This is a genomic window from Caulobacter sp. FV2ye17ST (genome assembly GCF_058680955.1).
In genome coordinates this window covers 708,236-732,834 of the sequence record NZ_CM178727.1, presented here as the reverse complement: position 1 = coordinate 732,834, position 24,599 = coordinate 708,236, and the positions used below count along the sequence as shown (strand labels likewise).

Annotated in this window: 28 protein-coding genes; 13 read left to right on the top strand and 15 right to left on the bottom strand. The window is 68.9% G+C overall.

Features of this window, described 5'->3' with window-relative positions; genetic code table 11:
* Window positions 1-54 precede the first annotated feature (54 nt).
* From ACW17V_RS03595 to ACW17V_RS03580, 4 genes are all read left to right on the top strand, one after another.
* Window positions 55-180 (top strand): hypothetical protein, encoded by a 126-nt coding sequence (locus tag ACW17V_RS03595; protein ID WP_492107519.1) that lies wholly within the window; start codon window positions 55-57, stop codon window positions 178-180.
* The gene (locus ACW17V_RS03590; RefSeq protein ID WP_492107518.1) at window positions 177-1,121 is read left to right on the top strand and encodes a beta-1,6-N-acetylglucosaminyltransferase; all 945 of its coding nucleotides are present in this window, start codon (window positions 177-179) and stop codon (window positions 1,119-1,121) included. Before ACW17V_RS03595 ends, ACW17V_RS03590 begins: the two co-directional genes overlap by 4 nt.
* A gap of 81 nt (window positions 1,122-1,202) precedes the next feature.
* Window positions 1,203-1,490 carry a type II toxin-antitoxin system RelE/ParE family toxin gene (locus ACW17V_RS03585; protein ID WP_492107517.1) on the top strand — a complete coding sequence of 96 codons (288 nt, stop codon included), beginning with the start codon at window positions 1,203-1,205 and terminating at the stop codon, window positions 1,488-1,490.
* 32 nt (window positions 1,491-1,522) lie between these two features.
* On the top strand, window positions 1,523-1,849 hold the full coding sequence (locus ACW17V_RS03580) for a HigA family addiction module antitoxin (RefSeq protein WP_492107516.1): 327 nt from the start codon (window positions 1,523-1,525) through the stop codon (window positions 1,847-1,849).
* On the opposite strand, the gene pseI is transcribed toward ACW17V_RS03580, so the two are convergent.
* Together pseI and ACW17V_RS03570 are read right to left on the bottom strand one after the other, a co-directional pair.
* Complete coding sequence (gene pseI, locus ACW17V_RS03575) at window positions 1,846-2,901, bottom strand: pseudaminic acid synthase (RefSeq protein ID WP_492107515.1); 1,056 nt, start codon at window positions 2,899-2,901, stop codon at window positions 1,846-1,848. The two genes, ACW17V_RS03580 and pseI, sit on opposite strands and share 4 nt — an antisense overlap.
* Window positions 2,902-2,960: 59 nt before the next feature.
* Window positions 2,961-3,248: a glycine zipper domain-containing protein gene (locus tag ACW17V_RS03570; protein ID WP_492107514.1), complete on the bottom strand. Its 288-nt coding sequence runs from the start codon at window positions 3,246-3,248 to the stop codon at window positions 2,961-2,963.
* 58 nt (window positions 3,249-3,306) lie between these two features.
* On the opposite strand from ACW17V_RS03570, the gene trxB reads away from it, so the two are divergent.
* The gene (trxB, locus tag ACW17V_RS03565; RefSeq protein ID WP_492107513.1) at window positions 3,307-4,317 is read left to right on the top strand and encodes a thioredoxin-disulfide reductase; all 1,011 of its coding nucleotides are present in this window, start codon (window positions 3,307-3,309) and stop codon (window positions 4,315-4,317) included.
* 17 nt (window positions 4,318-4,334) lie between these two features.
* Here trxB and ACW17V_RS03560 read toward each other — a convergent pair whose 3' ends face one another.
* Complete coding sequence (locus ACW17V_RS03560) at window positions 4,335-5,570, bottom strand: cell wall hydrolase (protein WP_492107512.1); 1,236 nt, start codon at window positions 5,568-5,570, stop codon at window positions 4,335-4,337.
* 7 nt (window positions 5,571-5,577) lie between these two features.
* Complete coding sequence (locus tag ACW17V_RS03555; protein ID WP_492107511.1) at window positions 5,578-6,057, bottom strand: Dps family protein; 480 nt, start codon at window positions 6,055-6,057, stop codon at window positions 5,578-5,580.
* Between the two features lie 187 nt (window positions 6,058-6,244).
* Here ACW17V_RS03555 and ACW17V_RS03550 point away from each other — a divergent pair, with 187 nt between their 5' ends.
* The 5 genes from ACW17V_RS03550 (at window position 6,245) to nadC (ending at window position 13,586) form a co-directional block, all read left to right on the top strand.
* Window positions 6,245-8,518 (top strand): hybrid sensor histidine kinase/response regulator, encoded by a 2,274-nt coding sequence (locus tag ACW17V_RS03550; protein ID WP_492107510.1) that lies wholly within the window; start codon window positions 6,245-6,247, stop codon window positions 8,516-8,518.
* A gap of 121 nt (window positions 8,519-8,639) precedes the next feature.
* Window positions 8,640-9,824: a tetratricopeptide repeat protein gene (locus ACW17V_RS03545; RefSeq protein WP_492107509.1), complete on the top strand. Its 1,185-nt coding sequence runs from the start codon at window positions 8,640-8,642 to the stop codon at window positions 9,822-9,824.
* Between the two features lie 157 nt (window positions 9,825-9,981).
* Entirely contained in the window at window positions 9,982-11,067 is a 1,086-nt protein-coding gene (gene nadA, locus ACW17V_RS03540) for a quinolinate synthase NadA (protein WP_492107508.1), read from the top strand.
* Window positions 11,068-11,223: 156 nt separating this feature from the next.
* Window positions 11,224-12,741 (top strand): L-aspartate oxidase, encoded by a 1,518-nt coding sequence (locus ACW17V_RS03535; RefSeq protein ID WP_492107507.1) that lies wholly within the window; start codon window positions 11,224-11,226, stop codon window positions 12,739-12,741.
* Window positions 12,738-13,586, top strand: a complete 849-nt coding sequence (gene nadC, locus ACW17V_RS03530) for a carboxylating nicotinate-nucleotide diphosphorylase (RefSeq protein WP_492107506.1) — start codon at window positions 12,738-12,740, stop codon at window positions 13,584-13,586. Before ACW17V_RS03535 ends, nadC begins: the two co-directional genes overlap by 4 nt.
* A gap of 130 nt (window positions 13,587-13,716) precedes the next feature.
* Here nadC and ACW17V_RS03525 read toward each other — a convergent pair whose 3' ends face one another.
* The 3 genes from ACW17V_RS03525 to ACW17V_RS03515 form a co-directional block, all read right to left on the bottom strand.
* On the bottom strand, window positions 13,717-14,133 hold the full coding sequence (locus tag ACW17V_RS03525) for an MAPEG family protein (protein WP_492107505.1): 417 nt from the start codon (window positions 14,131-14,133) through the stop codon (window positions 13,717-13,719).
* Between the two features lie 84 nt (window positions 14,134-14,217).
* Window positions 14,218-15,066, bottom strand: coding sequence for a prephenate dehydratase (locus ACW17V_RS03520; RefSeq protein WP_492107504.1), 849 nt, complete (start codon window positions 15,064-15,066; stop codon window positions 14,218-14,220).
* Window positions 15,063-15,800 (bottom strand): 3-deoxy-manno-octulosonate cytidylyltransferase, encoded by a 738-nt coding sequence (locus tag ACW17V_RS03515; RefSeq protein WP_492107503.1) that lies wholly within the window; start codon window positions 15,798-15,800, stop codon window positions 15,063-15,065. Before ACW17V_RS03515 ends, ACW17V_RS03520 begins: the two co-directional genes overlap by 4 nt.
* Before the next feature lie 145 nt (window positions 15,801-15,945).
* Between ACW17V_RS03515 and ACW17V_RS03510 the strand changes: the two genes are divergently transcribed.
* Window positions 15,946-16,608, top strand: a complete 663-nt coding sequence (locus ACW17V_RS03510; RefSeq protein ID WP_492107502.1) for a c-type cytochrome — start codon at window positions 15,946-15,948, stop codon at window positions 16,606-16,608.
* Between the two features lie 63 nt (window positions 16,609-16,671).
* On the opposite strand, the gene ACW17V_RS03505 is transcribed toward ACW17V_RS03510, so the two are convergent.
* Both ACW17V_RS03505 and ACW17V_RS03500 read right to left on the bottom strand, forming a co-directional pair.
* Entirely contained in the window at window positions 16,672-17,508 is an 837-nt protein-coding gene (locus ACW17V_RS03505; RefSeq protein WP_492107501.1) for a C40 family peptidase, read from the bottom strand.
* Window positions 17,505-18,917: a leucyl aminopeptidase family protein gene (locus ACW17V_RS03500; RefSeq protein ID WP_492107500.1), complete on the bottom strand. Its 1,413-nt coding sequence runs from the start codon at window positions 18,915-18,917 to the stop codon at window positions 17,505-17,507. The genes ACW17V_RS03505 and ACW17V_RS03500 overlap by 4 nt, the downstream gene beginning before the upstream one ends.
* Window positions 18,918-19,001: 84 nt before the next feature.
* On the opposite strand from ACW17V_RS03500, the gene ACW17V_RS03495 reads away from it, so the two are divergent.
* The gene (locus ACW17V_RS03495; RefSeq protein ID WP_492107499.1) at window positions 19,002-19,820 is read left to right on the top strand and encodes a tetratricopeptide repeat protein; all 819 of its coding nucleotides are present in this window, start codon (window positions 19,002-19,004) and stop codon (window positions 19,818-19,820) included.
* 99 nt (window positions 19,821-19,919) lie between these two features.
* Here ACW17V_RS03495 and ACW17V_RS03490 read toward each other — a convergent pair whose 3' ends face one another.
* The 5 genes from ACW17V_RS03490 to ACW17V_RS03470 all read right to left on the bottom strand — a co-directional run bounded on the left by ACW17V_RS03490 (window position 19,920) and on the right by ACW17V_RS03470 (window position 22,856).
* Window positions 19,920-20,123 carry a hypothetical protein gene (locus ACW17V_RS03490; protein WP_492107498.1) on the bottom strand — a complete coding sequence of 68 codons (204 nt, stop codon included), beginning with the start codon at window positions 20,121-20,123 and terminating at the stop codon, window positions 19,920-19,922.
* A 57-nt stretch (window positions 20,124-20,180) separates the two neighbouring features.
* Window positions 20,181-20,990, bottom strand: coding sequence for a LytR/AlgR family response regulator transcription factor (locus ACW17V_RS03485; protein ID WP_492107497.1), 810 nt, complete (start codon window positions 20,988-20,990; stop codon window positions 20,181-20,183).
* Between the two features lie 23 nt (window positions 20,991-21,013).
* The gene (locus ACW17V_RS03480; RefSeq protein WP_492107496.1) at window positions 21,014-21,688 is read right to left on the bottom strand and encodes a DUF2306 domain-containing protein; all 675 of its coding nucleotides are present in this window, start codon (window positions 21,686-21,688) and stop codon (window positions 21,014-21,016) included.
* A gap of 132 nt (window positions 21,689-21,820) precedes the next feature.
* Window positions 21,821-22,165, bottom strand: a complete 345-nt coding sequence (locus tag ACW17V_RS03475) for a DUF8200 family protein (RefSeq protein WP_492107495.1) — start codon at window positions 22,163-22,165, stop codon at window positions 21,821-21,823.
* A gap of 67 nt (window positions 22,166-22,232) precedes the next feature.
* Entirely contained in the window at window positions 22,233-22,856 is a 624-nt protein-coding gene (locus ACW17V_RS03470) for a glutathione S-transferase C-terminal domain-containing protein (RefSeq protein ID WP_492107494.1), read from the bottom strand.
* 107 nt (window positions 22,857-22,963) lie between these two features.
* On the opposite strand from ACW17V_RS03470, the gene ACW17V_RS03465 reads away from it, so the two are divergent.
* On the top strand, window positions 22,964-23,590 hold the full coding sequence (locus tag ACW17V_RS03465) for a TetR/AcrR family transcriptional regulator (protein WP_492107493.1): 627 nt from the start codon (window positions 22,964-22,966) through the stop codon (window positions 23,588-23,590).
* A gap of 13 nt (window positions 23,591-23,603) precedes the next feature.
* On the opposite strand, the gene ACW17V_RS03460 is transcribed toward ACW17V_RS03465, so the two are convergent.
* Window positions 23,604-24,587, bottom strand: a complete 984-nt coding sequence (locus ACW17V_RS03460) for a type II secretion system F family protein (protein ID WP_492107492.1) — start codon at window positions 24,585-24,587, stop codon at window positions 23,604-23,606.
* Between the last annotated feature and the right edge of the window lie 12 nt (window positions 24,588-24,599).

Below are 24,599 nucleotides of genomic sequence, written 5' to 3'. Positions count from 1 at the left end.
TCCGGGCGACGTCGCGCGTCCGTCGCCCCGCCGCTCCAGAAGAAGTGACCGCCGATGAAAACCTATCCGGGCACCCGCCCCTCCGGTCCCAAGGGCCTGAACGATTCCCGCTCGACCGGCGGCCAGACCACCCGTCCGCGCCCGATCGATCCCGACGCCCTGCGCGGCACCAAGACTTGAACCGTCTCGCCCCGGTCGACGCGACCGCAGCCGCCGCGCGTGACAGCGTGATCGCCTATCTGGTCCTGGTTCACCGCTATCCCGAGCAGTTCAAGCGCCTGTTCAAGGCCATCCACGATCCGGAAAACCACTATCTGATCCACGTCGACAAGAACTCCGGCCCGGCGCTCGAAGCCGAGATCCGCGAGTTTCTGGCCGCCTATCCCAACGCCGCCGTGCTGGAGAGCAAGAAGGCCCTGTGGGGCGGCTACAGCCTGGTTGACGCCGAGCTGCGCGGCATGGAAAAGCTGCTGGAGATGGGCCAGGACTGGGACTTCTTCATCAACCTGTCGGGCCAGGACTTCCCGCTGATGACCCAGAAGCGCATCCGCGCCTTCCTGTCGGACAATCGCGGCCGCGAGTTCATCAAGGTGCTGGACCAGGCCAGGATGCGTCCCGACACCATGGGCCGGGTGCTGAAACACGTGGTCGAGCTGAAGGACCGCATCGTCGACACCCTGGCCACGCGGATCTTCCTGGACGGCGCCACGCCCTATATCGGCAACCAGTGGAAGATCGTCAGCCGCGCCTTCTGCGACTTCGTCTGCCACGACCCGTCGGTCGAGCGGTACAAGGCCTTTTACCGCAACACCTTCATCGCCGATGAGGGCTTCTTCCAGACCGTGATGATGAACACCTCGACCCATGGCGAGATCGTCAATGACGACAAGCGGATGATCGACTGGGTGCCCGACGGCGACATCAAGCTGCGGCCCCGGACCTATCTGGCGAGCGACGCGGTACAACTGACGACGAGTAGCGACCTCTTCGCCCGCAAGTTCGATGCGACGGAAGATGCCGAGATCCTCGACATCCTGGAGGCGCATCTGCGGACCCAGGATGTGGCGAATGTGGATGAGGCGCCGGGGGCGATCGAGGCGCGGCTGCTGGTCGGGGCGTAGGTAAACCGCCCGTATCGCCTCGCGACACATTTGGCTTGAAATTCGTGTCGCGAGGCGATACATATTTCACCGGAGACGGTGATGGCGATCCAGAGCTTCAAGGACGAACGGGCCAAGGCGATCCTTGACGGGAAACATCCCGGCAAGGGCTTTCCTTCCGACCTGTTACGGTCCGCGAAGCGTAAGCTTGAGATCCTGGACGCCGCCGTCTTTCTGAACGACCTGCGCGCTCCGCCGGGCAATCGCCTTGAGGCCCTGTCGGGCGACCGGCAGGGACAGCATTCGATCCGGGTGAACGATCAGTTCCGGCTGGTATTCATCTGGACCGAGACTGGCCCGACCGAAGTGCAGTTCGTGGACTATCACTGAGGGAGCCGCCCTCGAAAATCACGGAGGATGCGATGGAAGCCCACATCGCCACCCCCGACAGCGATCCCCTCGCCCCGGTCCATCCGGGCGAGATCCTGTTGGAAGAGTTCATCAAACCCTACGGCCTGACCGCCGGCCGGGTCGCCGCTCGGCTGCACATCGCCCGCCCCCGGATCGAGAAGCTGGTTCGCGGTCAGACGCCGATCACCATTGATACGGCCCTGCGTCTAGAGCGCCTGTTCGGCGCCAGCGCCCAGTTCTGGCTGAACCTGCAAAACAGCTATGATCTGGCCATGGCCCAGCGCGGCGTGGCGTCAGACATCGCCAGCATCCAGCCCTACGAGAGCGCGGCGGCCTAACCCACCATCGACCAGTCCAGCGGCTCGCCCCGCGTCAGATCCCGCGACGCCTTGCCGGCCAGCACCTTGGCGAGGTCGGCCGGGGGCAGGCCGTTGCCCGGGCGGACCGAGCGGACATTGGCCTTCGTCAGGGGCTCGCCGGCCTTCACATCGGCGGTGACATACAGCGAGCGCCGGAACAGCAGGCTCGTCGCCTCCGAGCCCAGCGTGTCGTAGTGCGCCCGGCCCAGCGAGGCCCAGGCGTTCTTGCAGTCGTCGACCAGGGCCTTGAATTCGACCGGCTCCAGGCTGAAGGCCGCGTCGGGGCCGCCGTCGGCGCGGGCCAGGGTGAAGTGCTTCTCCACCGCGCAGGCCCCGACCGACACCGCCGCGACCGAAGCCGCCGTGCCCGGCGTGTGGTCCGACAGGCCGACCGGGCAGCCGAAGCGGGCGGCCATGTCGGCCACCGTCCGCACATTGGCGTCGGCGAAGGTGGCCGGATAGCTGGAGACGCAGTGCAGCAGCAGCACCCCCGCCGCCCCCGCGCCCAGGGCGGTGTCGAGCGCGGTCTGCATCTCCTGCAGATTGGCCATGCCGGTCGAGATGATCAGCGGCTTGCCCTTGCTGGCGGCGTACTGGATCAGCGGAATGTCGACGGCCTCGAACGAGGCGATCTTGAAGGCCGGCGCGCCCAGGCTGTCGAGCAGATCGACCGCCGTGTCGTCGAACGGGCTGGAGAAGATGGTCACGCCGCGCTGACGGGCGCGCTCGAAGATCGCCGCATGCCATTCGAACGGCGTGTGGGCCTCTTGGTAGAGTTCGTACAGGGTGCGCCCGTCCCATAGCCCGCCATGGATCTTGAACTCGGGCCGGTCGACATTCAGCGTAATGGTGTCGGCCGTGTAGGTCTGGATCTTGATCGCGTCGCAGCCGGTCGCGGCGGCGGCGTCCACCATGGTCAGGCAGCGCTCGAGGCTGCCGTTGTGGTTGCCCGACAGCTCGCAGATCACATAGGGCGCGAAGTCCGCGCCGATCTTGCGGCCGGCGATCTCGATATAGGGTGAGGCGGTCATGGCGCGGTCCGGAGCAACATGGTTTCCGGCAGTTTAACCCGGCAAAGGTGCACGAGCCGTCAATCGCCGCCGCCGCCGCCATCTCCACCGCCGTCACCGTCGCCGTCGGAGTCATCTGACTTCGATCCTTTCGATGAGGAACCGGTGTAGAGGCCGCCGCCATCACCGCCGTCGCCCGGCTTCTTGCCCTTTTCCCTGGCTGCGCCGGACGCCGCCATCGCCGCGCCCGAGCCGGCGCCGATGGCCACCCCAAGAGCGATCCCCAGCGCCAGATTGTCAAACGCCACGCCCAGAGCCGCCCCAAGCGCGGCGCCCAAGCCGATCCCGACCGGCAAACCCGCTTTCATGATTTCCCCCATGTCGCGGCCATCGCACTAAATCGGAATCGACACTATATCTGCGCCCATGTCGACCTCCCCCGCCCCCCGCACCACCCGCTGCCTGATCATCGGTTCAGGTCCCGCCGGCTATACGGCCGCAATCTACGCCGCGCGCGCCCTGCTCAAGCCGGTGCTGATCGCCGGCATCCAGCCGGGCGGCCAGTTGACCATCACGACCGATGTCGAGAACTATCCGGGCTTCGCCGACGTCATCCAGGGCCCCTGGCTGATGGATCAGATGAAGGCCCAGGCCGAGCATGTGGGCACCGAGTTCGTCAGCGACATCGTGCTGACCGCCGACCTGTCCAAGCGCCCGTTCCATATCACCACCGACAGCGGCCAGGACTGGCTGGCCGAGACGGTGATCATCGCCACGGGCGCGCAAGCCAAGTGGCTGGGCCTGGAGAGCGAGAGCCGCTTCCAGGGCTTTGGCGTCAGCGCCTGCGCCACCTGCGACGGCTTCTTCTATCGCAACAAGGAGGTCGTGGTGGTCGGCGGCGGCAACACGGCCGTCGAGGAAGCCCTGTTCCTGACCAGCTTCGCCAGCAAGGTGACACTCGTTCACCGCAAGGACGAGCTGCGGGCCGAGAAGATCCTGCAGGAGCGCCTGCTGGCCCATCCCAAGATCGAGATCGCCTGGAACAGCGCCATCGACGAGATCGTCGGCGACACCAACCCGATGGGCGTGACCGGCGTTCGCCTCAAGAACGTGGTCACCGGCGACCTGACGCAGCTTGCGTGTGACGGCGTGTTCATCGCCATCGGCCACGCCCCGTCGTCGGAACTGTTCAAGGGCCAGCTGGAAACCCACGCCAACGGCTATCTGACGGTCAAGCCCGGCACGACCTCGACCACCATCCCCGGCGTCTATGCGGCGGGCGACGTGACCGACGACATCTACCGCCAAGCCGTCACCGCCGCAGGCATGGGCTGCATGGCCGCCCTGGAAGCCGTGCGCTTCCTGGCCGAGGAAGATCACATCCGCGACCATCATCCGATCAGCCACGCCGAGGCCGAGAAGATCGGCGTCTGGTAGGGCTTGCGGCGTCCCCCCTAGTTCAACGGATTGAACAAACTCGGCGGCCGCTGCTTCGGCTTGGGCGGCGGGGGCGGCGGGGCCTTGGGGGCTTCGATCACCACCGGCTTCTCCGCAGCCACTTCCGGCAGCTTTTCCAGCGAGCGGTTGATCTCGGCGATCTCTTCGGGGGTCGGGATACGGCGGCCGGCGACCGTGCCTTCCAGGCGCAGGCGCTCGCCGCCGGGGGCGCTGGCGTCGGGGGTCATGACCAGATGGGCGCCGGGGGCCAGGGTGGTGGGGATCAACCCTGCCGCCTGGGCCTGGGCCAGGACCTCGGTATTGACCACCGATCCGGCGGCCAGGGCCTCGGCCGGGGCGGCCTCCAGGGTGCGGTCGTCGCCAGCCAGCAGGATGTCGGCGGTGACGTCCTCGCCGCCGCGATACTTGCCCCTGAACGCCGCCAGCGTGCCGGACGGGCCTGTCCAGCGATAGAAGATGTGCTGGCCGACCTGCCTGAGCTTGACCAGGGTCGGCGCCCAATAGGGCGCGACATAGCTGGCGTGATAGTGGGTGGCGACGCCGACGTCCTTCATCACGAAGCCGTTCAGGGCGCGTCGGGCCACCGACTCGGCCGTGGCCCACAGGGTGGGGTTGGGCTCGCGGGCCAGCGAGCCGTCGCAGGTGAAGCTGAACTGGCAGCCGGTGGCGCGGGCGGCGCCTTCATAGATCACGCCGCATACGGTCTTGGGATAGCCCGGATGGCGCATGCGGTTCAGCACCGTCTGGGCCACGGCCTCCTGTCCGGCCAGGGGCTCGAAGGCGGACTCGAAATAGACCGCCTGGGCCAGACAGCGCAGGGCCTTGGTGCGGTCCTCACCTGACGCCTTCAGCACGAACGGCCTAGCGGCCTCGATCTCGAGCGGCGCGGCCAGGCGCAGGGAATTGATCAGGCGGGCGGTGTCGAAGTCGGGCGTGACGTCTGAAAAACGCGGGATCGAGGCCAGGTCCAGCCGCTCCCAGCCCTCGACCCGGCCCCAGTAGTTGGTGTGCGGCCGCGGATCGTGCCGACGCGCCAGGGTCAGCATGGCCGGGTCCATATTGGCCACATAGCGGGTCAGGGCGGCGTCGGAGAAGCCGCGCGTGATCCGCGCCACGCCGGCCTCGCGACCATAGCCGCGCGGCACGTAATAGGTGGCGCACGCGGAAAGGCCGCCCAGGAGCAAAAGCCCCAGGACGGCCCCGACTAGACGCTTGGAAACCGGCGCGAGCACGAAGCGGCTATTTGCCGCCCAGGGTCGAGCGGATCATCCAGGCGTGCTTCTCGTGAGCCTGCAGGCGCTGGGTCAGCAGGTCGGCGGTGGCTTCGTCGCCGGCCTCGTCGGCGGCCGGGAAGGCGGCGCGCAGGGTGGCGATCACCGTCTCGTTGTCCGTTTTCAGCTCGGCGAACATGCCCTCCCAGTCCTGCTCGGGATCGCCGTCCTTGATGCTGGAAAGGTTGCCGAAGGCCGCATAGCCCTGAGGAGCCAGCTCGCCCAGAGCGCGAATGCGCTCGGCGATGGCGTCAAGCGCCGCCCACTCCTCGGTGTACTGACCTTCCAGCAGAACATGCAGGGACTGGAAATTGGGGCCCCGAACGTTCCAGTGATAGCCATGCGTCTTGAGATAGAGCGCATAGCTGTCAGCCAGCACCTTGTTCAGTCCGGCGACGATTTCGGAACGTTGCTTTGCAGACAGTCCGGTGTTGGGCGCGACAGCCATCGTAATCTCCCGTGTTGCGTGCTCTAGGTAAGCTCGTCCATGGTCTTGGCAAGCCTTGTTTGGGCGGAGAGCGACAAAGGTGAGTCAGGGCCCATCATCCTCGATCTCTAGAGACCGTGAACGCCTTCACGGACTCGTTAGCGCGTGGCTGATCCCCCCGGTTCCACCCGCCGCCTGGCATTGCGCCGTGGCGACGCTGATCGCGGTCGCGGCGGCCATCCTGATGCGTGTCGCGCTCCTGGGCCTGAGCGGCGGCGTCGGGGCGACCCAGCCCTTCTTCCCGGCCATCGTGCTGGTGTCGCTCTATGCCGGCTGGCGCTGGGGCCTTGTCCCCGTTGTCAGCGGGGCGGCCTTCGGCTGGTGGCTGTGGGGCGGTCGCTATGGCGAGACCCTGTCGGAGGACGAGATCGCCAGCATGGTGATCTTCCTGATCTCGGCGGGGGTCACCGTGGTCGTCACCGAGGCGCTGCGCGGGGCCATCCGCAGTCTGGCCCAGGCGCGCCGCGAACGACAGGACGCCGAGGTTCGGCTGGAACTCGTCCAGACCACCGCAAGCGTCGGCCCCTGGGACTGGGATATCGTCACCGACACCCTGCACCTCTCGCCCAGCGCGCGGCGAAACCTGGGTCTGTCGCTGGAGGAGCCGGTCGATTGGCCGCGCATGAACGCCGCGATCCATCCCGACGATCGCCAGATGGTCCGCGACAATATCCGCGCCTCGGTGCGTGAAGGCGGCCCGTGCGAGGTGGAATTCCGGCTGGCCGATCTCAGCCAGGGCGAGCGCTGGATCCACGCCCGCGGCCAGGTGCTGCAGAACGAGGCCGGCCGATCGATCCAGATGCTGGGCCTGAACTTTGATGTCACCAAACGCCGCCGCGACGATGAACGCCTGCGCGAGAGCGAGGCGCGCTTCCGCAGCCTGGCCGACAGCGCCCCGGCGCTGATGTGGGTGTCCCGCGTCGAGGGCCAGCGCGAGTTCGTCAACAAGGCCTATGTCGACTTCGCCGGCGTCGACTATGACAGCGCCCTGCAGCTGGACTGGCGCACGCGGCTGGACCCGGACGACCTGCCCGGCATCCTCAAGCGCCAGATCGCCGGCGAGGGTTCCCGCAAGCCGTTCTCGCTGGAAGGCCGCTATCGCCGCGCCGATGGCCAGATGCGCTGGCTGAAGTCCTTTTCCCAGCCGCGTCTGGATCCGGGCGGCGACTTCGCCGGCTTCATCGGCATCGCCTTCGACATCACCGACGCCAAGCAGGCCGAGGCGGATCTGGCCGGCGTCAACGAACTGCTGGCCGAGCGGGTGCAGGCCGCCGTCGCCGAGCGCGACGCGGCCCAGGCGGCGCTGTTCCAGTCGCAGAAGCTGGAGGCCATCGGCCAGCTGACCGGCGGCGTGGCCCATGACTTCAACAACCTGCTGACGGTGATCATCGGCGCGCTGGACGTGGTCGAGCGCAATCCGGACGACGAGGTCCGGCGCCAGCGGATGATCGCCGCCGCCCTGGCCGCCGCCAAGCGCGGCGAGAAGCTGACCCAGCACCTGCTGGCCTTCGCCCGCCGTCAGCCGCTACGCCCCGAGGTCTGCCGGATCGACCTCCTGATCGCCGAGAGCGAGGGCCTGCTGCGCCGGGCCCTGGGCGACGCCTACGGCTTCCACCTGCGGCTGGGCGGCGGCGTGCGCAACGCGCTGGTCGATTCCGGACAGTTCGAGGCGGCGCTGCTGAACCTGGTCGTCAACGCCCGAGACGCGACACCGGCCGGGGGCGAGGTGACCATCGAGACCCGGCCCGTCACCCTGACCAAGGCCGTCGGCGACCTGGAGCCGGGCCAGTATCTGCGCGTCGCGGTGCGCGACACCGGCTCTGGCATGGACGCCGCGACCGCCGCCCGGGCCATCGAGCCCTTCTTCACCACCAAGCCGCCCGGCGAAGGCACCGGCCTTGGCCTGTCGCAGGTCTATGGCTTCGCCCGCCAGAGCGGCGGCTCGGTGGATATCGAGACCCGGCCGGGACAGGGCGCGACCGTGGCCATGCTGCTGCCCATCGCCGATGCGGCCGACCTGGACGCCGGCGAGGCCGCTATCGACCATGTGGCCGGGCAGATCCCGTCGCGGGTGCTGCTGGTCGAGGATGACCCCCAGGTGGCCGAGCTGGTCGACGCCATGCTGGGCGACCTGGGCCATACCGTGATCCGGGCCGGCGGCGTCGACGAGGCCCTCGACCAGTTGGACAAGGACCGGACCATCGAGCTGGTGCTCAGCGATGTGATCATGCCCGGCGGCCGCAGCGGCGTCGATCTGGCCGAGCACCTGGCGCAGGTGCGACCCGGCCTGCCGGTGGTGCTGTGCTCGGGCTATACCGGCGGCGACCAGGGCCGCGCCCAGGCCGGCGCCTGGCCGTTCCTGAGCAAGCCGTTCTCGCTGGACAGCCTGGCGCGGGTGCTGACCGAGGCGCGGGCGCACTGAGCTTGCGCGGCCTTCCCGACAGCCGCAACGCCAGCCTTGTCGTCGTCAAGCCGGCGGGCGGGCGTTACAATCGGCCTGGGCCTGAAGCCGCCTGGACAGCCGGCCCGCATTTGGAGGTAGCGTGCTCAAACCCGTCGCCAGAGGTCTGAAGATCTGGAGCCTAACCGTGTGCGCGCTGACGGCAGGCGCGTCGGTCGCGATCGCTCAACCCGTGCCGCCGCGCCCCGACCTGGACAGTGTTTCCAGCGAAGCCGCCGAGTATTCCCTTCTGTCCGACACGCTCTGGATCATGGGGCTGGACGACCTTCCCGAGCCACTGGAAACCGCCCGGGCCGCCGTCGCCGCCGACCCCGACAGCGCGCAAGCCCATCTGAGACTGGGGCTCGCCCTCAGGCTGGCCAGCCCGCAGGCTGCGCCGCTGATCCGGCGCGAATACGAAGAGGCCCTGCGCCTGGATCCCACGCTGCTGCGCGCCCACGCCCTGATCGGCGAACTGCTCAGCGCCGAAGGCGACGCCGCCGGCGTCGATCAGACCTACGCGGCCTGGCTTGCCGCCGCCCCCGCCGATCCGAAGGCCCACCTGTCCCATGCCCTCGCCCTGGGGCGTCTGGACCGATCGCCCGAAGCACGGGCCGCGCTGGACCGCTCCCTGGCGCTGCACCCTACAGCGGCCGCCTATGTGCTGAGGTCGATGATGGCGTCGCCAGACGCCGCGCTGGCCGATCTGGACCGGGCCCTGGCCGTCGGCGGCGGCGAGGCGCGGATCTATCGCTGGCGCGCCCGCATGCGCTGGGACGCGCGGGAAACGGATCTGGCGCTGGCCGACGTGGCCAGGGCCCTGGAATACGCGCCCGGTAGTTTCCGCCTTCGCCAGCTGCGCGCCCAGATCAATGCCGACGCCGGCCGCTATGATCCGGCGCTGAAAGACCTCGACGCCCTGATAGCGCTTCAGCCCGGCTGGCCCGACGTGACCAACGATCGATGCTGGCTGCGGGCCAGGGCAGGCGTGGGACTGAGCCTGGCGCTGGCCGACTGCAACGCCGTGCTGGGCTGGGAGCCTGATCGCCCCGAAGCCCTGGACAGTCGGGGCCTGGTCAAGTTGCGACTGGGCGACCTGCAAGGCGCGATCACCGACTATGACGCCGCCCTGAAGCAAGACCCCGAAATCGCCACCTCGCTGTTCGGCCGCGGCGTGGCCAAACGCTGGGGTGGCGACAGGGCCGGCGGCGATGCGGATCTCCAGCAGGCCCTGGCGCTCGACCCCACGGTCGACAAGCGGTTCGCGGATTTCGGCGTCACACCCTAGAGCGCAACGGGCCTTTGCATTCCCGCCACAAGGGTCTATATATCTGAAAGTCACTTATGCTCAATTTCAGCATAAGCCGGACGTCGGAACGGTTCACCCTGCTCCGGCGTTTTTTGAGGCCCTACAAATGCTCAGTTTGAGCATAAGCGAGGATCACATGGCCGACGGCTTTGCCGCTCTGGATTTCACCCCCGACGTCGAGGCTCAGACCTCGAAGATCTGGGACAAGGTGAAGAACCACGTCACCCCGATGGAGTGGCGGCTGCACGCGCCCCTGATCGCCGAGATCAACCGTCTCAAGCGCGAGAAGAATGCGGTCATCCTGGCCCACAACTACATGACCACCGAGATCTTCCACGGCGTGGGCGATTTCGTGGGCGACAGCCTGGCCCTGGCCCGCGAGGCGGCCAAGTGCGACGCGGCGGTGATCGTTCAGGCCGGCGTGCACTTCATGGCCGAGACCAGCAAGGTGCTGGCGCCGGACAAGCGCGTGCTGATCCCCGACCCGCTGGCCGGCTGCTCACTGGCGTCCTCGATCACGGGCGCGGACGTGCGGATGATCAAGGCCCGCTATCCGGGTGTGCCGGTGGTCACCTATGTCAACACCACCGCCGACGTGAAGGCCGAGACCGACATCTGCTGCACCAGCGCCAACGCCGTGCAGGTGGTGGAGTGGGCGGCGCGCGAGTGGGGGACTGACAAGGTCATCCTGATCCCCGACGAGTTCCTGGCCCGCAACGTGGCCCGCCAGACCGACGTCAAGATCATCGCCTGGCAGGGCCGCTGCGAGGTGCACGAGCGCTTCACCCGCCAGGACATCCTGGACCTGCGCGAAAGCTATCCCGGCGCCGAGATCCTGGCCCACCCCGAGTGCCCGGCCGAGATCCTGGAAGAGTCCGACTTCGCCGGCTCGACCGCCGCGATGAACGACTATGTCATCCAGCGGAAGCCGAAACAGGTGATCCTGATCACCGAGTGCTCGATGGCCGGCAATGTCGAGGCCGACGCGCCGGACACCGACTTCATCAAGCCCTGCAACCTGTGCCCGCACATGAAGCGGATCACCCTGCAGAACATCCACGACGCCCTGGTGTTCGACCGCTACGAGGTGACGGTGGATCCCGCCATCGCCTCGGCCGCGCGCCTGGCCGTGCAGCGGATGATCGACCTGCCGCCGCCGCTGATCCCCGCCCGCTACGACCTCGTGAAGGCTCGCCATCACGTGGACGTGGAGCTGATCTAGGAGCCCTTCCCCCTTGATGGGGGAAGGGTTGGGATGGGGGTGATGCTGAGGTTCAGCCGCCCCTGCCCCTCCCGCCTTCGCCGATGGCTGAACGCTTCGCGTTCACCCCCATCCCCGGCCCTTCCCCCATCGAGGGGGAAGGGAGTGGAGTGTGAAATGACCGATCGTCTGATCTTCGACGGCCCCGTGATCCTCGGGGCCGGTCTGGCCGGCCTGACCGCCGCGCTCGCGGCCAAGCGGGCGATGGTGCTTTCGCCGACGCCGCTGGCGACCGGCTGCTCCAGCGCCTGGGCGCAGGGCGGCATGGCGGCGGCCCTGTCGGCTGACGACACCCCGGCCCTGCACGCGGCCGACACCGCCGCCGCCGGCGCTGGGCTGTGCGACGCCGAAGCGGTGGAACTGCTGACCCGCGAAGGCCCTGACGCCGTCCGCGCCCTGGCCGCGCTGGGCGCCCCGTTCGACACGAAGGATGGCGACTTCACGCTGAGCCTGGAAGCGGCTCACTCCAAGGCCCGCGTCGCCCGCGTGGGCGGCGACGGGGCCGGCGCGGCGATCATGGCCGCCGTCATCGCCGCCGTCCACGCCGCCCCCGGCATCGAGGTGCGCGAGAACGCCCGCGCCCGCCGCCTGCTGCAGGACGCGACCGGTCGCGTGATCGGCGTGCTGGCGCAGATCGACGGCCAGATGGTCGAGATCCTGAGCCCCGCCGTGATCCTGGCCACCGGCGGCGTCGGCGGCCTCTATGCCGTCACCACCACCCCGGCCGAAGTGCGCGGCGAGGGCCTGGGCCTCGCGGCTCTGGCCGGCGCGGTGATCGCCGATCCCGAGTTCGTGCAGTTCCACCCCACGGCCATCGACATCGGCCGAGACCCGGCTCCGCTCGCCACCGAGGCTCTGCGCGGCGAGGGCGCGATCCTGCGCAATAACGATGGCCAGGCCTTCATGGCGAGCTACCACCCCGCCGCCGAACTGGCGCCGCGTGATATCGTGGCGAGAGCCATCCACGCCGAGCGCGCGGCCGGTCGCGGCGCCTTTCTCGACGCCACGACGGCGGTCGGCGCGCACTTCCCACACGAGTTTCCGGCCGTGTTCGAGGCCTGCCGCTCGGGCGGGATTGATCCGCGCCGCGAGATGATCCCGGTCACCCCGGCCGTGCACTATCACATGGGCGGCGTGGCCACCGATCTGGACGGACGCACCTCCTTGCCCGGCCTCTACGCCGCCGGTGAGTGCGCCGCCACCGGCGTGCACGGCGCCAATCGCCTGGCCTCCAACAGCCTGCTGGAGGCGGCCGTGTTCGGCGCCCGGGCCGGACGCGCTGCGGCGGTGGAAAAGGTCATCGGCGGCGAGCCCGTGTCGCTGGCGCCCCTGCCCGACCTGCCCGGAGCGGCGCTGCAGACCCTGCGCAAGGCCATGAGCCGCGACGCCGGCGTGATCCGCGACGCCGCGGGCCTGACGCGGCTGCTGGACCAGATCGAGGCCCTGGAGCCCGCCTATGGCCCCTGCCCTACCGTCGTCGCCGCGCGCCTGATCGTCGCTGCCGCCCTGGCGCACGAGGAAAGCCGGGGTGGTCATTTCCGCGCCGACTTCCCCGCGACCGCCGCGCCGCAGCGGACCTTCGTCACCCTCGAGGACCTGGAAACGGGCCGTGCCGTCCGTTACGCCGCCGAATGACCCTGTCTCCGCTTCCTGACCTGCTGATCCGCCCGATCATCGACATGGCCCTGGCCGAGGATCTCGGCCGGGCCGGCGACATCACCGCCCAGGCCTGTATCGACGCCGACGCCCGGCTGTCGGTGGTGTTCGCCGCCCGTCAGGACGGTCGCGTGGCAGGCCTGTCCTGCGCGCGCCTGGCCCTGGCGGCGATGGACTCGACGGCGACGTTCGAGACCGTCACCCCCGATGGGGCCGACTGCGCGCCGGGTACGGTTCTGGCCCGAGCGGAAGGCAATGCCCGCGCGGTGCTGGCGGCCGAGCGCACGGGGCTGAACCTGCTGGGGCGCCTTTCGGGGATCGCCACCCTGACCCGCGCCTATGTCCGCCTGGTCGAGGGCACTGGCGCGACCATCGTCGACACCCGCAAGACCACGCCCGGCCTGCGGGCTCTGGAAAAGTATGCTGTTCGCTGCGGCGGCGGCATCAACCATCGCTTCGGCCTGGATGACGCCATCCTGATCAAGGACAACCACGTCGCCGCCTGCGGCGGGGTCGGTGAAGCCGTCCGCCGGGCGCGGGCCTTCGCCGGACATCTGGTGAAGGTGGAGGTCGAGGTCGACGGACTGGACCAGCTGGAAGACGCGCTGAAGCACGGCCCGGACGTGGTGATGCTGGACAATTTCAGCCTCGACGACCTTCGGACGGCGGTATCGCTGGCCAAGGGCCGGGCGGTGCTGGAGGCCTCCGGCGGGGTCAACCTGACCACCGTGCGGGCCATCGCCGAGACGGGAGTGGACGTGATCAGCGTCGGGGCCCTGACCCACTCGGCGCCGGTGCTGGATATCGGGCTGGACGCGGTTTAGGGCGATTTCAGATGCTCCCCCTCCGGGGGAGCTGTCGGCGAGGCCGACTGAGGGGGCCACCGCGGCGTCAGCCGAGCCAGCCCCCTCCGGCCCTCTGGGCCACCTCCCCCAGAGGGGGAGGATCGATCGTCTAGCCCCAGATCTTCACGCATTCGCGCACGACCATCACCGCCAGGGTGATCGTCGACAGCGCGAACAGCAGGAACCGCAGGTTCACGATGTTCACCGTCACCTGCACCAGGCTGTGCAGCACCCGCAGGCCCACATAGACCCAGGCGAAATGCACGGCCCAGCCGTCGGCATGACCGGCCACGGCGATCGCCAGGGCGGCGGCGTAGAAGATGGTCGGCTGTTCCATCAGGTGGTTGTAGTTGTCGGCCGCCTGGCGGGCGCCGGCGGGCAGCACGTCCAGCGAGCCCGGAAAGGCGGCGTCCTGCGGCTTGATCCCGGCCTTCAGCATCGCCGGGATGCGGCGGATGTACATCCACAGCCAGATCACAAGCGACCAGGCCACCAGCGCCATCACTGGCGCGATCATCGTATTCATGGAGCGTCCCTCCCCGGACGATTGTTGTCCGGAGAGGTTAGACGAAGAACGTCGTTATTGCGAAGCTTGCCGTTGCGGCAGCGCCTACGTCCGGTCGCGGAACGGATCGGCCGGATAGACGCCCAGGATCTCGAACTTGTCGGAGAAGAACTTCAGTTCGTCGAAGGCCAGGGCCAGGTTGCGATCCTCGGGACGGCCATCGACCTCGGCGTAGAAGAAGGTGGCCGTGAAGGCGCCGTCCTCCATGTAGCTCTCCAGCTTGGTCATGTTGACGCCGTTGGTCGCGAACCCGCCCATGGCCTTGTAGAGCGCGGCGGGCAGGTTCCTGACCTTGAACACGAAGCTGGTCACGCAGCGATGGGTGAAGGCCGGCGGGGTCGGGGTGGTGTCGGCCGTCATCACCAGGAAGCGGGTGGTGTTGTGGCGCTCGTCCTCGATGTCGCTGGCCAGGATATCCAGGCCATAGATCTCGGCCGCCAGGGCCGGGGCCACGGCGCCGCGCGTGGAGTCGGGCTTGAGGGCCAGGGCCTTGGCCGCGCCGGCGGTGTCGCCCGCGCCCTCGGTGGCCACGCCCAGCTTGCGCAGGCTGTTGCGGCACTGGGCCAGGGCGATCGGCATCGAGGCCACGACCTTGATGTCCTCCAGCCTGACGCCCCTGTTGGCCATCAGCTGGAAGCGGATCGGCTTGAAGCGCTCGCCGATGATCTTCAGGCCCGAGGCCGGCAGCAGGTGGTGCACGTCGGCGACGCGGCCGGCGATCGAGTTCTCGATCGGGATCATGCCCAGTTCGCAGACCCCGGTCTTGATGGCCTCGAACGCCTCCTGGAAGGTGGCGCAGGGATAGGCCTCATAGTCCGGAAAATAGGTGCGGCAGGCCTCATGGCTGTTGGCGCCGGGTTCGCCCTGGAAGGCGATCTTCTTGAGGATGCTCATGCTTGGTTTCCAGCCTGGAGACGGGCGGCTTCGAGATCAGAAGGGTTGTCGACGGAGATCGGCGCTTCAGCCGCCACGGCGGCGCGGATCGTCATGCCCAGCTCCATGGCCCGCAGCTGCTCCAGCTTCTCGCGCTTTTCCAGCGGCGAGGGTGAAGCGGCGTTGAACGCCTCCAGCGCCTCGCGGCGATAGCCGTAGATGCCGATATGGCGCCAGACCGGGCCGTCGCCATAGAGGGTGGAGCGGGTGAAGTAGAGGGCCCGGCCGCTCTGGCCGTCATCCTCCATGGCCAGCACGGCCTTGACCACGTCGGGATTGGTCCGGTCGGCGGGCGAGGCCTCGGCCGCGACGACGGTGGCGATGTCGCAATCGCCGAAGTCTTCCAGCAGGCCGGCGCAGGCGCTCAGCACCGACGGGTCGACGAACGGCATGTCTCCCTGCAGATTGATCACCACGTCGTGCTCGAAATGGGGATCGAGTTCAGCCAGCGCCGCCAGGATCCGGTCAGACCCCGAGGGCAGATCCGGGTCGGTCAGCACGGCGCGACCACCTGTCGCACGCACGGCCTCGACGATCTCGGGATCGCCCGCGGCGACCGCCACGGGGCCGATATTGGCCTTGAGCGCCTGGTTCAGAACGCGAACAATCATCGGCAGACCGCCGATATCGGCCAGCGGCTTGTTCGGCAGGCGGGTCGCCGCCATGCGGGCGGGGATCAGGACGATAGGGTTCATGAGGTCAATATCGCTGCTGCCCGGTTGCGCGAGGGGCGGTAGCGTGTAAGAGACGCGAGCGCAACAAGAGGCGCGCGCGGGGGATTCCTCGCCGCGGGTTTGGGCCCCGCCTCAGGCGGGCCGGTAAGAGGCTGACAAGGCTGAGATGAGCGACCTGACGTTCAACAAGATTGCTGGCGGCGTGCTGCTGACCGGCCTCGTTATTTTCGGTCTGCGTGAAGCATCGACCGTCGTGTTCCAGAAGCACGAGGTCGAAAAGGCCGGTTACGAAATCGCGGTCGAAGAGTCGACCGGCGGCGCCGCCGCCGCTGTCGAGGTCGCGCCCGACTGGGGCACCGCCCTGCTGCTGCCCGCCAATATCGCGGCCGGCCAGGCCGTCGCCGCCAAGTGCGCCGCGTGCCACAAGCTGGACCCGTCGAACGCCAACAGCATCGGCCCTGGCCTGTATGGCATTCTGGGCCACAAGCCCGGTTCGCACGCCGGCTTCGCCTATTCCGGCGCGATGAAGGAATTCGGCGCCAAGAACCCGGTGTGGGACTATGACCACATGTACGAGTTCCTGAAGGCTCCGGGTAAGTACATCTCGGGCACCAATATGAGCTTCGTCGGCCTGAAGAAGCCGGAAGATCGCGTGGCGATCATCGCCTATCTGCACAGCCTGGGTTCGACCCTGCCGGTGCCGGCGCCCAAGCCGGCCGAAGCGGCCCCCGCGGCTGCGGCCGAAGGCGCTCCGGCCACGGCTCCGGAAGCTGCCGCCGCCGCCGCCGGCGCGCCCGCCGCCCCGGCCGAGGCGCCCGCCAAGAGCTGATCGGTTTCCGATCGGGACAGGATCAAGGGCCGCGAAGTTCGCTTCGCGGCCCTTTTCTGTGTTTCAGACCCGCCGATAGCCCAGCGGCGCGCCGACGCCGGCCGCCTCGATCCGGGCGATGGCCTCGGCCAGAGGCTCGATGGCCACGGCCATGTGGTGGGCGTTGGCGTGCAGGATGGTGTCGGGGTCCAGCAGGATGGCCACGTGGCCCTTCCAGAACACCAGATCCCCGCGACGACGCTCAGAAGCCTGGATTTCCGGGAAGAAGCCGCGCTGCAGGTCGGTGTCGCGCGGGCAGGCGCGGTTGCAGGCCGCCAGCGACTGCTGGATCAGGGCCGAGCAGTCCAGGCCCAGCGACTCGCGTCCGCCCCACTGATAGGGCGCGCCCAGGAACCGCTGGGCGACGGCGACATAGTCGCTCTCGCCCCGGCCGACCGGCGTCAGATGGGCCTCGATGAACCAGCCCGAGCGGGCGCCCCGGACAAAGCGCCCCTCGCGCGCCTCGACGGTCACCAGGGCGTTGAGGCTATAGAGGCCGACAATGGCCGACTTGATGTCGGGCTCGCTGAAAGCGTAGGTGCGGATCGCCGACACCCGATGGGTGGGCGCGAGGACAGGCGCCGACAGGGCGTCGCTGGCGACATAGCCCACATAGCCGTCGCGACGGGCCTGGCCGAAGGCGAAGCCGTCGACCTCGAACAGCACGTCGAAGCGCTCGCCAAAGGCCAGCTGGTCTTCCTGCTCGGCGTCGGGGGCCGGCGCCTTGCGGATCGAGGCGATCGGCGCGCTGGCCTGCATCGGCGCGGCGGCGGCGAAGCGCTCGGCCGAGGCCACGCCCTCCAGCCGCACATCCGCCAGACCGTCGCGGATCAGGGTCAGGCGGCGGTCGGGAGCGCTCACGCCGGGAACCGCGACTTGAGCATCGAAAACAGCGCCCGGATCGCCTGGGCCTCGGCGCCGCCCGGATAGCCCGGCCGGCTCTTGGGGTTCCAGGCATAGAGGTCGAAATGGGCCCACGGCCCGATGCCCTCGCCGCTCGGCGCGAACCGCTGCAGGAACAGGGCCGCCGTCGTCGCCCCGGCCTGGGCCCAGGCGGCGGAGTCGTTCTGCAGGTCGGCGATCTCGCTCTCGATGGACTCGCCATAGGCCTCGGTCAGGGGCATGCGCCACAGCAGGTCGGCGGTCGCCTTCGAGGCCGCCTCGATCTGTCCCGCCAGCTTGTCGTCGGCCGTCCAGAACGGGATCACGAACGGCCCCAGGGCCACGCGCGCCGCCCCGGTCAGGGTGGCGAGGTCCAGGGTCAGGGCGGGCTTGTGCTCGGCGGCGCGGGCCAGGGCGTCGGCCAGGATCAGGCGGCCCTCGGCGTCGGTATTGCCCACCTCGACGGTGAGGCCGGCGCGGGTCTGCAGCACGTCGCCGGGACGCATGGCGTCGCCGCTGATGGCGTTCTCAACCACCGGGGTCAGCACCACCAGCCGGACCGGCAGTTTGGCGCCCATCACCATCCGCGCCAGGGCCAGGGCGTGGGCCGCCCCGCCCATGTCCTTCTTCATCAGCCGCATGCCCGATGAGGGCTTGATGTCCAGACCACCGCTGTCGAACACCACGCCCTTGCCGACCAGGGCGAGCACCGGGTGGGCGAGGTCGCCCCAGTTCATTTCCAGGATGCGCGGCGCGCGATGCGGCGCGGCGGCGCGGCCCACGGCGTGGACGGCCGGATAGTTCTGGGTCAGCAGGTCGTCGCCGACGATCACCGACAGGGTCGCGCCGTGCTGCTCGGCGATCTCGCGAGCGATGGTCTCGATCTGCAGCGGGCCCATGTCGTTGGCCGGGGTGTTGACCATGTCCTTGGCCAGGGCGCAGGCGTGGCTGATCGCGGTGACTGCCTCGATGTCGACGCCCTTGGGGGCGACCAGACGCGGCCCGGCATCACCAGACCGCTTGCGATAGCGATCGAAGCGATAGAGCCCCAGGGCGAAGGCCAAGGTCGCCTCCTGGGCGTCCAGGCCGCGCGGCAGGCGGGCCAGGCGATAGTCTCCGGCGGGCAGCTTGCCGGCCAGCGTCCGGAACAGGCCTGGATCAACGGCGGCGCGGGTCCCCAGCCCCATCAGCACGCGTTCGACCTGGCCGCCGGGCCCGGACAGGACCAGCACCTGACCAGCCTTGGCCTTGAACTGGGCCTGGGCGGCCAGGACCCTGGCCGATGGTCGGCGCGCCGCCAGGAAGGCCTCAAGCTCGGCCTCGAACAGCGGGTGGACCGGGAGGCCGCCTTCAGTGGCCGGGGCCAGGATGGGGGAGCTGTCCAACATGTCGCGGCCCTCGGAAATTATGCTTAACGATTCCTTGAGGGCCGCACGGCGAGGATGCGCGAACCTTTCGGAGACTCGTCTTCCATGTGTCGCAAGCGCGCGCTCCTCGCAACCGTTCTCGCTCCGGCTCTTCTGATGCTGGGCGCTCAGGCCCATGCCGGCGCCGCCAAGACGCCGCCTGCCGCCGCCGAGCAGGCTGTGTCGCACAAGGCCAGCCCGGCCCAGCGGGCCGAGATGCGCCGCGCCGATCCCCTGGCTCGCGCCGCCTTCTGGGGCGGCGAGTTCGAGACCGACGGCCGCGACGCCGAGGCCGGCGTCGCCCTGGCCCAGGCCCTGCGGGCCATGGGTCGCTATGACGACGCCGCCGAGGCCGCCAGCAAGGTGCTGATGGTCGAGCCTGACAATCTGGACGCCCTGCTCGAATCGGCCCGAGCCCATATCGCGCGCGGCCAGGGCTTCTACGCCGTCGAGCCGGCCCGTCACGCCGCTGTCCTGGCGCCGAAGGACTGGCGTCCGCAGTCGCTGCTGGGCGTCGCCTACGAGCAGGCCCAGCGCGAGGAAGAAGCCACCGCCGCACACCGTCAGGCCGTGACCCTGGGTCCCAACGAGGCCGTGCCCAACGCCAACTACGCCATGCACCTGGCCAGCCAGGGCGATCTGGCCGGCGCCGAGGCGCTGCTGCGCCGCGCGGCGGTCATGCCCGCCTCAAGCATCCAGATCCGCCAGAACCTGGCGCTGGTGATCGGTCTGCAGGGCCGCATCGCCGAAGCCGAGAAACTGGCCCGCCAAGACCTGCCGCCCGAAGCAGTGGCCAACAACCTGGCCTGGCTGCGCGCGGCCACCAGCCAGCCCAGCCCGACGGCCTCGTCCCGGACCTGGGAAGCGATGAAGTCTGGCGGCTAGCCAAAGCACTTTCGAGCGAAGTGGATCCCGGTTCGCATGAAGAAAATGCGCTAAACCAAAGATCTAGATTTCCGGACTGACGCAGTCAGGATGGAAACTCTAGTAAGCCGAGCTGAGCGCGCGCTCGATGACCTTGGCCGCTTCGGCGAACTGCTGAAGCAGCGGCATGGACACGCCCTCGCGGACGACCACCGCCATGGTCGCCGCCAGCGAGAAGATCAAAGCCGTCTCGACCGCTGATCCACCCGTCTCGTCACGCGCGAGGTTTCGATCGCGGAGAGCCCGCTTGCCGCCGATCTTCATGCTGACTGTCCCACAATGGCAAACCACTGGGCGCCGCGCCGCAAGAAGGGCGCCGGTCTATCTGCCTAGCCGGGCCAGCAGGTCGTCGCGATAGGTGCGGCTGGCGACCAGTTCGGCGCCGCTCTCCATCGTCAGCCGCCATGAGCCATCCGACAGCGACTGGGTCTCGCGGACGCGGGCCAGATTGACCAGGGTCGAGCGATGGCTGCGGGCGAAGATCGCCGGATCCAGCCGCGCTTCGAGATTCTGCAGAGTCTCGCGGATCAGGCCCTCGCGCTGCTCCCAGTGCACGACGACATAGTTGCCGGCGGCCGAGAACCACTCCACGCGGGACAGGTCGACCGGCGTCCGGCGCGATCCCGTCGAGACCATCAGGCGCTCGGCCGGGGCGGCCTGGCGCGCCACGACCCGCCGCGCCTCTGTCAGGGCCGTCTCCAGATGATCGGCGCGGGTCTGAGCCTCGACGGCCCTCTGGCGGTGGGCCGCGGCCAGACCTGCGGCGGCCAGGGCGGTGTAGAGCAGGATCGAAACGGGCGAGCGGCTCAGGGCCCGGGCCAGCCCTTCGGCCAAGCCGCCGCCCGACGCGCGGAACGCCATGTCCACCCAGGCCGCGCCGATCGATTCGAGCGCGACGACGGGGATCATCGCCAGGGTCAGGACCGCGACGCCTCGCCCGCTCGCTCCGAAGCGCCGCAGGATCGCCCAGACCAGGCCGGCGACGGGCAGCCACAGGGCATAGCTGGCGCCCTGCCACGCCACCGACTCGACGAGGCTGATCGGCGCCCCGACCGCCCGCGCGGACCGTCGCGCGAACCAGGCGGCGCTGAAGGTGGTGACGACATAGCTGTAGGCGCCGAAGGCCCACACCCAGGCGGCCGTCGGGGCGCGCTTCAGGCGGGCGAAAGGTCCCGGCGGCGGCGCAGGGCCCGCGACAGGATCCAGATCACGGCCAGGGATTGGAACACGAGGGTCGGCCAGAGCTGGCTCCAGGGGGTCGGCAGGAAGGTCAGGAAGTTGCCCGAGAAGGCGCTCATCACCGCCCCGTAGGCGCTTAGCATCTTCACTAGATGCTCGTAGGTCCAGAGGTCCGGAAAGAAAGGCCAGGCCGTGGGGCGGGCAAAGCGCCACAGATCCCAGCCGCCATAGGTCAGCGCGCCATAGACCAGGGCGGCGGAGACGGCCGTCCTGCCGCCCGTCTGGCCGCGCAGGATCAGCACCAGCACCCACAGGCCCACGCCCACGACGATCAGGGTCAGGATCCAGTCGAGGGCCCTGGCGCGATCGGCGCGGCGCAGGTCCGGCCGCCTGCGCCCCAGCACCCGCACCCCGGAGAACAGGGTGATGGTCGCCGTGGCGGTCAGGGCCGCGAAATAGGGGTTGAAGCGCAGCGCCGTCAGCCCCCAGGCGCAGACCAGCATCACGCCCATGACGCCGGCGAAGATCCGCCCCGTCAGCCGATGCCAGCGGCCGCCCTTGCGGGTGAGGATGGGCGCCGCGCCCAGCGCGACGGCCGCGAAGCCGGCGGCGATGTGCAGGGCCAGGATGGGTGTGAAGAGCGTGTCCATGCGCCGTGGGTGACGGGGCGGAACGGCGGCTGCGAGGACCTTGGGACGAAACGCGGGTGGCGGGGACGAGATGCTGATCTCCTCTCCGCAGGGAGCGGAGATCAGCATCTCGTGGGCGACGGCGGATAGGGGCTACCGCGCCGCCGCGACCTCGGCCTTGCCCGGCGCGTTGGCGACTTGCGGCGGGTTGCAGTCGGCCAGCTGGGCGTCCGACAGCACCACGCCGCGATAGCCGAAGGCCGTCACGGCTCCCAGTTCTCGCGCCAGGCGCTTGCAACTGCGCAGGGGCGGCAGCGACTTGACCTGGGGCGAGCGACAGACGTCGGACTTGCAGCGCCAAACCGCGCCGTCGAAGATGACGTGGTCGCGGGTGGTGGGCGTGCTCAGCGTCAGCCAGCCGTTCTGGGGCTTGGTTTCGGCCATGGCGAGGCCGCCCGTCGCGGCGAGGGCCGCGACGGCGAAAAGAAGACTACGCATGGGAAAACTCCGGGGGAGAGGAGGTTTGGGGAGGTACGCCTACTGAGATCCGGCCGGGAATCCCGCCTTAGGCGGCGGCCTTGAACAGGTTGAATTCCTCGCCGAAGGCGCGCGCCACCGCGGGCCGGGCCTGCAGACGGTCGCGATAGGCGGCCAGAACGGGATAGGGCGCGAAGTCCAGTCCGACGTACCGAGCCCAGACCAGCATCACGAACAGATAGGCGTCGGCGACGCTGAACCGTCCCTGCAGGAACTCGTGTCCCGACAGATGCGCCTCCAGCACGGCCAGGCGGCTGGCGGCCGAGGCGCGGGCCATGACCTTGGCCTCCTCCGGGGCGTTGGCGGCGAGCAGGACCCTGAACGTCATGGCGTGTAGTTCGGTGCTGATGAAGCTGAGCCAGGCCAGCACGCGCCGGCGTTCGGCCCCGTCGGGCGGGATCAGGCCCGAGGCCGGGAACCGGTCGGCCAGATATTGCAGGACCACCACGTTCTCGGAGATCAATTCGCCGTCGTCGGTGCGCAGCACGGGCACCTGGCCCAGCGGATTGATCGCCAGAAACGGCGCGCCGTCCCGGGTTCGCTTGGGCGAGGCCTTGTTGTCGACCTCGATGAAATTGATCGGGGCGCCCGCCTCGTAGGCGGCGATCCGCGTCGCCATCGAACAGGCCATCGGTAAGAAATACAGGTCCATTGTCGCCTCCGTTTGCATTTGCGTACTGTTTCGCATAAAAATAGCACGGGTCAAGGAATAAACTGCGAAACAGTACAAAAAGCAGAGACCGGCCCGGAGAGAGTCTGATGTCCGAACAGCCCGCCAAGCGCCGAGGCCGGCCCCGCGCCTACGACCCCGAAGTCGCCCTCGCCAAGGCCACCGAGACCTTCTGGGTCCAGGGTTACGCGGGCGCCTCGCTGGACGACCTGAGCGCCGCCACGGGCATGAACCGCCCTAGCCTGTATGGGGCGTTCGGCGACAAGCAGGCGCTCTTCTCGGCCGCCATCGACGCCTATATGGACACGTCCCGAGAGGCGATGGTCCGGGCTTTCCAGGCCGGCGGCACGCTGCGCGAGGCGCTGGAACGGGTCTATCGCGCGGCGCTGGAGCGGTATCTGTCGGGCGACAGCGGCGGACGTGGCTGCTTCATGATCAGCGCCGGCCTGGGCCAGGCCCTGGTCGATCCGGCCGTGCGCGACAAGATCGCCGGCGGTCTGCACGAACTGGACAGAGGCTTCGAGCAGTTGGTGGCCCGCGCTGACGCGGCCGGCGAACTGCCCCCGGGCGCCGATCCGGCCGTCCTGGCCAAGGTGGCCGGAGGAATGCTGAACGCCCTGTCGGTGCGCGCCCGCGCGGGCGAGACACCAGAGCAGCTGGAAGCCATGGTCCAGGCCACTCTGGACATGGTCTGCGGACGACGGGCGCCGGCGTGAGCCGCCTTCGCCCCTAGCCCTTGCCCATCACGTCCTGGATCTTGATGATCGCCGGACCCAGGATCACGACGAACAGCACAGGCAGGAAGAACAGGATCATCGGCACGGTCAGTTGGGCCGGCAGGGCGGCAGCTTTCTTTTCCGCCGCCGAAAGACGCAGTTCGCGGTTTTCCTTGGCCATGACCCGCAGGGCCGAGCCAAGCGGCGTGCCGTAGCGCTCGGCCTGGATCATGGCAGTGGCCACCGAGCGGATGCCGGGGTGGTTGGTGCGGCGGGCCAGGCCTTCATAGGCGAGGCGCCGGTCGGGCAGATAGGACAGCTCGGCGGTCAGCAGGCTCAGTTCCTCGGCCAGCTCCATCGAGCTGGAGCCGACTTCGGCGCCCACCTTCTGGATCGCCGCCTCGATCGACATGCCGCTTTCGACGCAGATCAGCAGCAGGTCCAGCGAGTCGGGAAAGGCCGCCACGATCGACTCGCGACGCTTGGTGGCGACGTTGGTGATGTAGACGTTGGGCGCGTAGTAGCCGATGGCGAGGGCCGCGACGCAGGCGCACAGCTTCTGCATGCCCAGCAGGCCGAAATCATTGATCAGATAGATGTAGAACGCCGTCACCACGGCGAAGACGAACGGCATCACGAAGCGAAAGAAATAGAAGGTCGAGACCGGCTGCGGTCCGCGAAAGCCGGCCTGGGCCAGCTTGTCGACAACCTTGGGATCTTCCAGCAGGCGCGACAGCTGCAGGCGGTCGACGATGTTCTTGTACAGGCCCTCGTCGGTGTGGCGCAGAGTGCTGCCCGCGCCGCCCTTCTGGACGATGGCCTCGCGGGAGCGGCGGCGCAGCTCCTCGCGGCGGTTGGCCACCGACTTCAGGCGCCCTTCCAGGCCCCGATCGGTCATGGCGGGCGCGGCCAGGGTGATGATAGTGGCGAACACCACGATGGCGATGAAGCCGGTCAGCAGGTTGCCGGGATCGGTGAGGACGGCGACGATGTTCATGAGCCCCCTCTC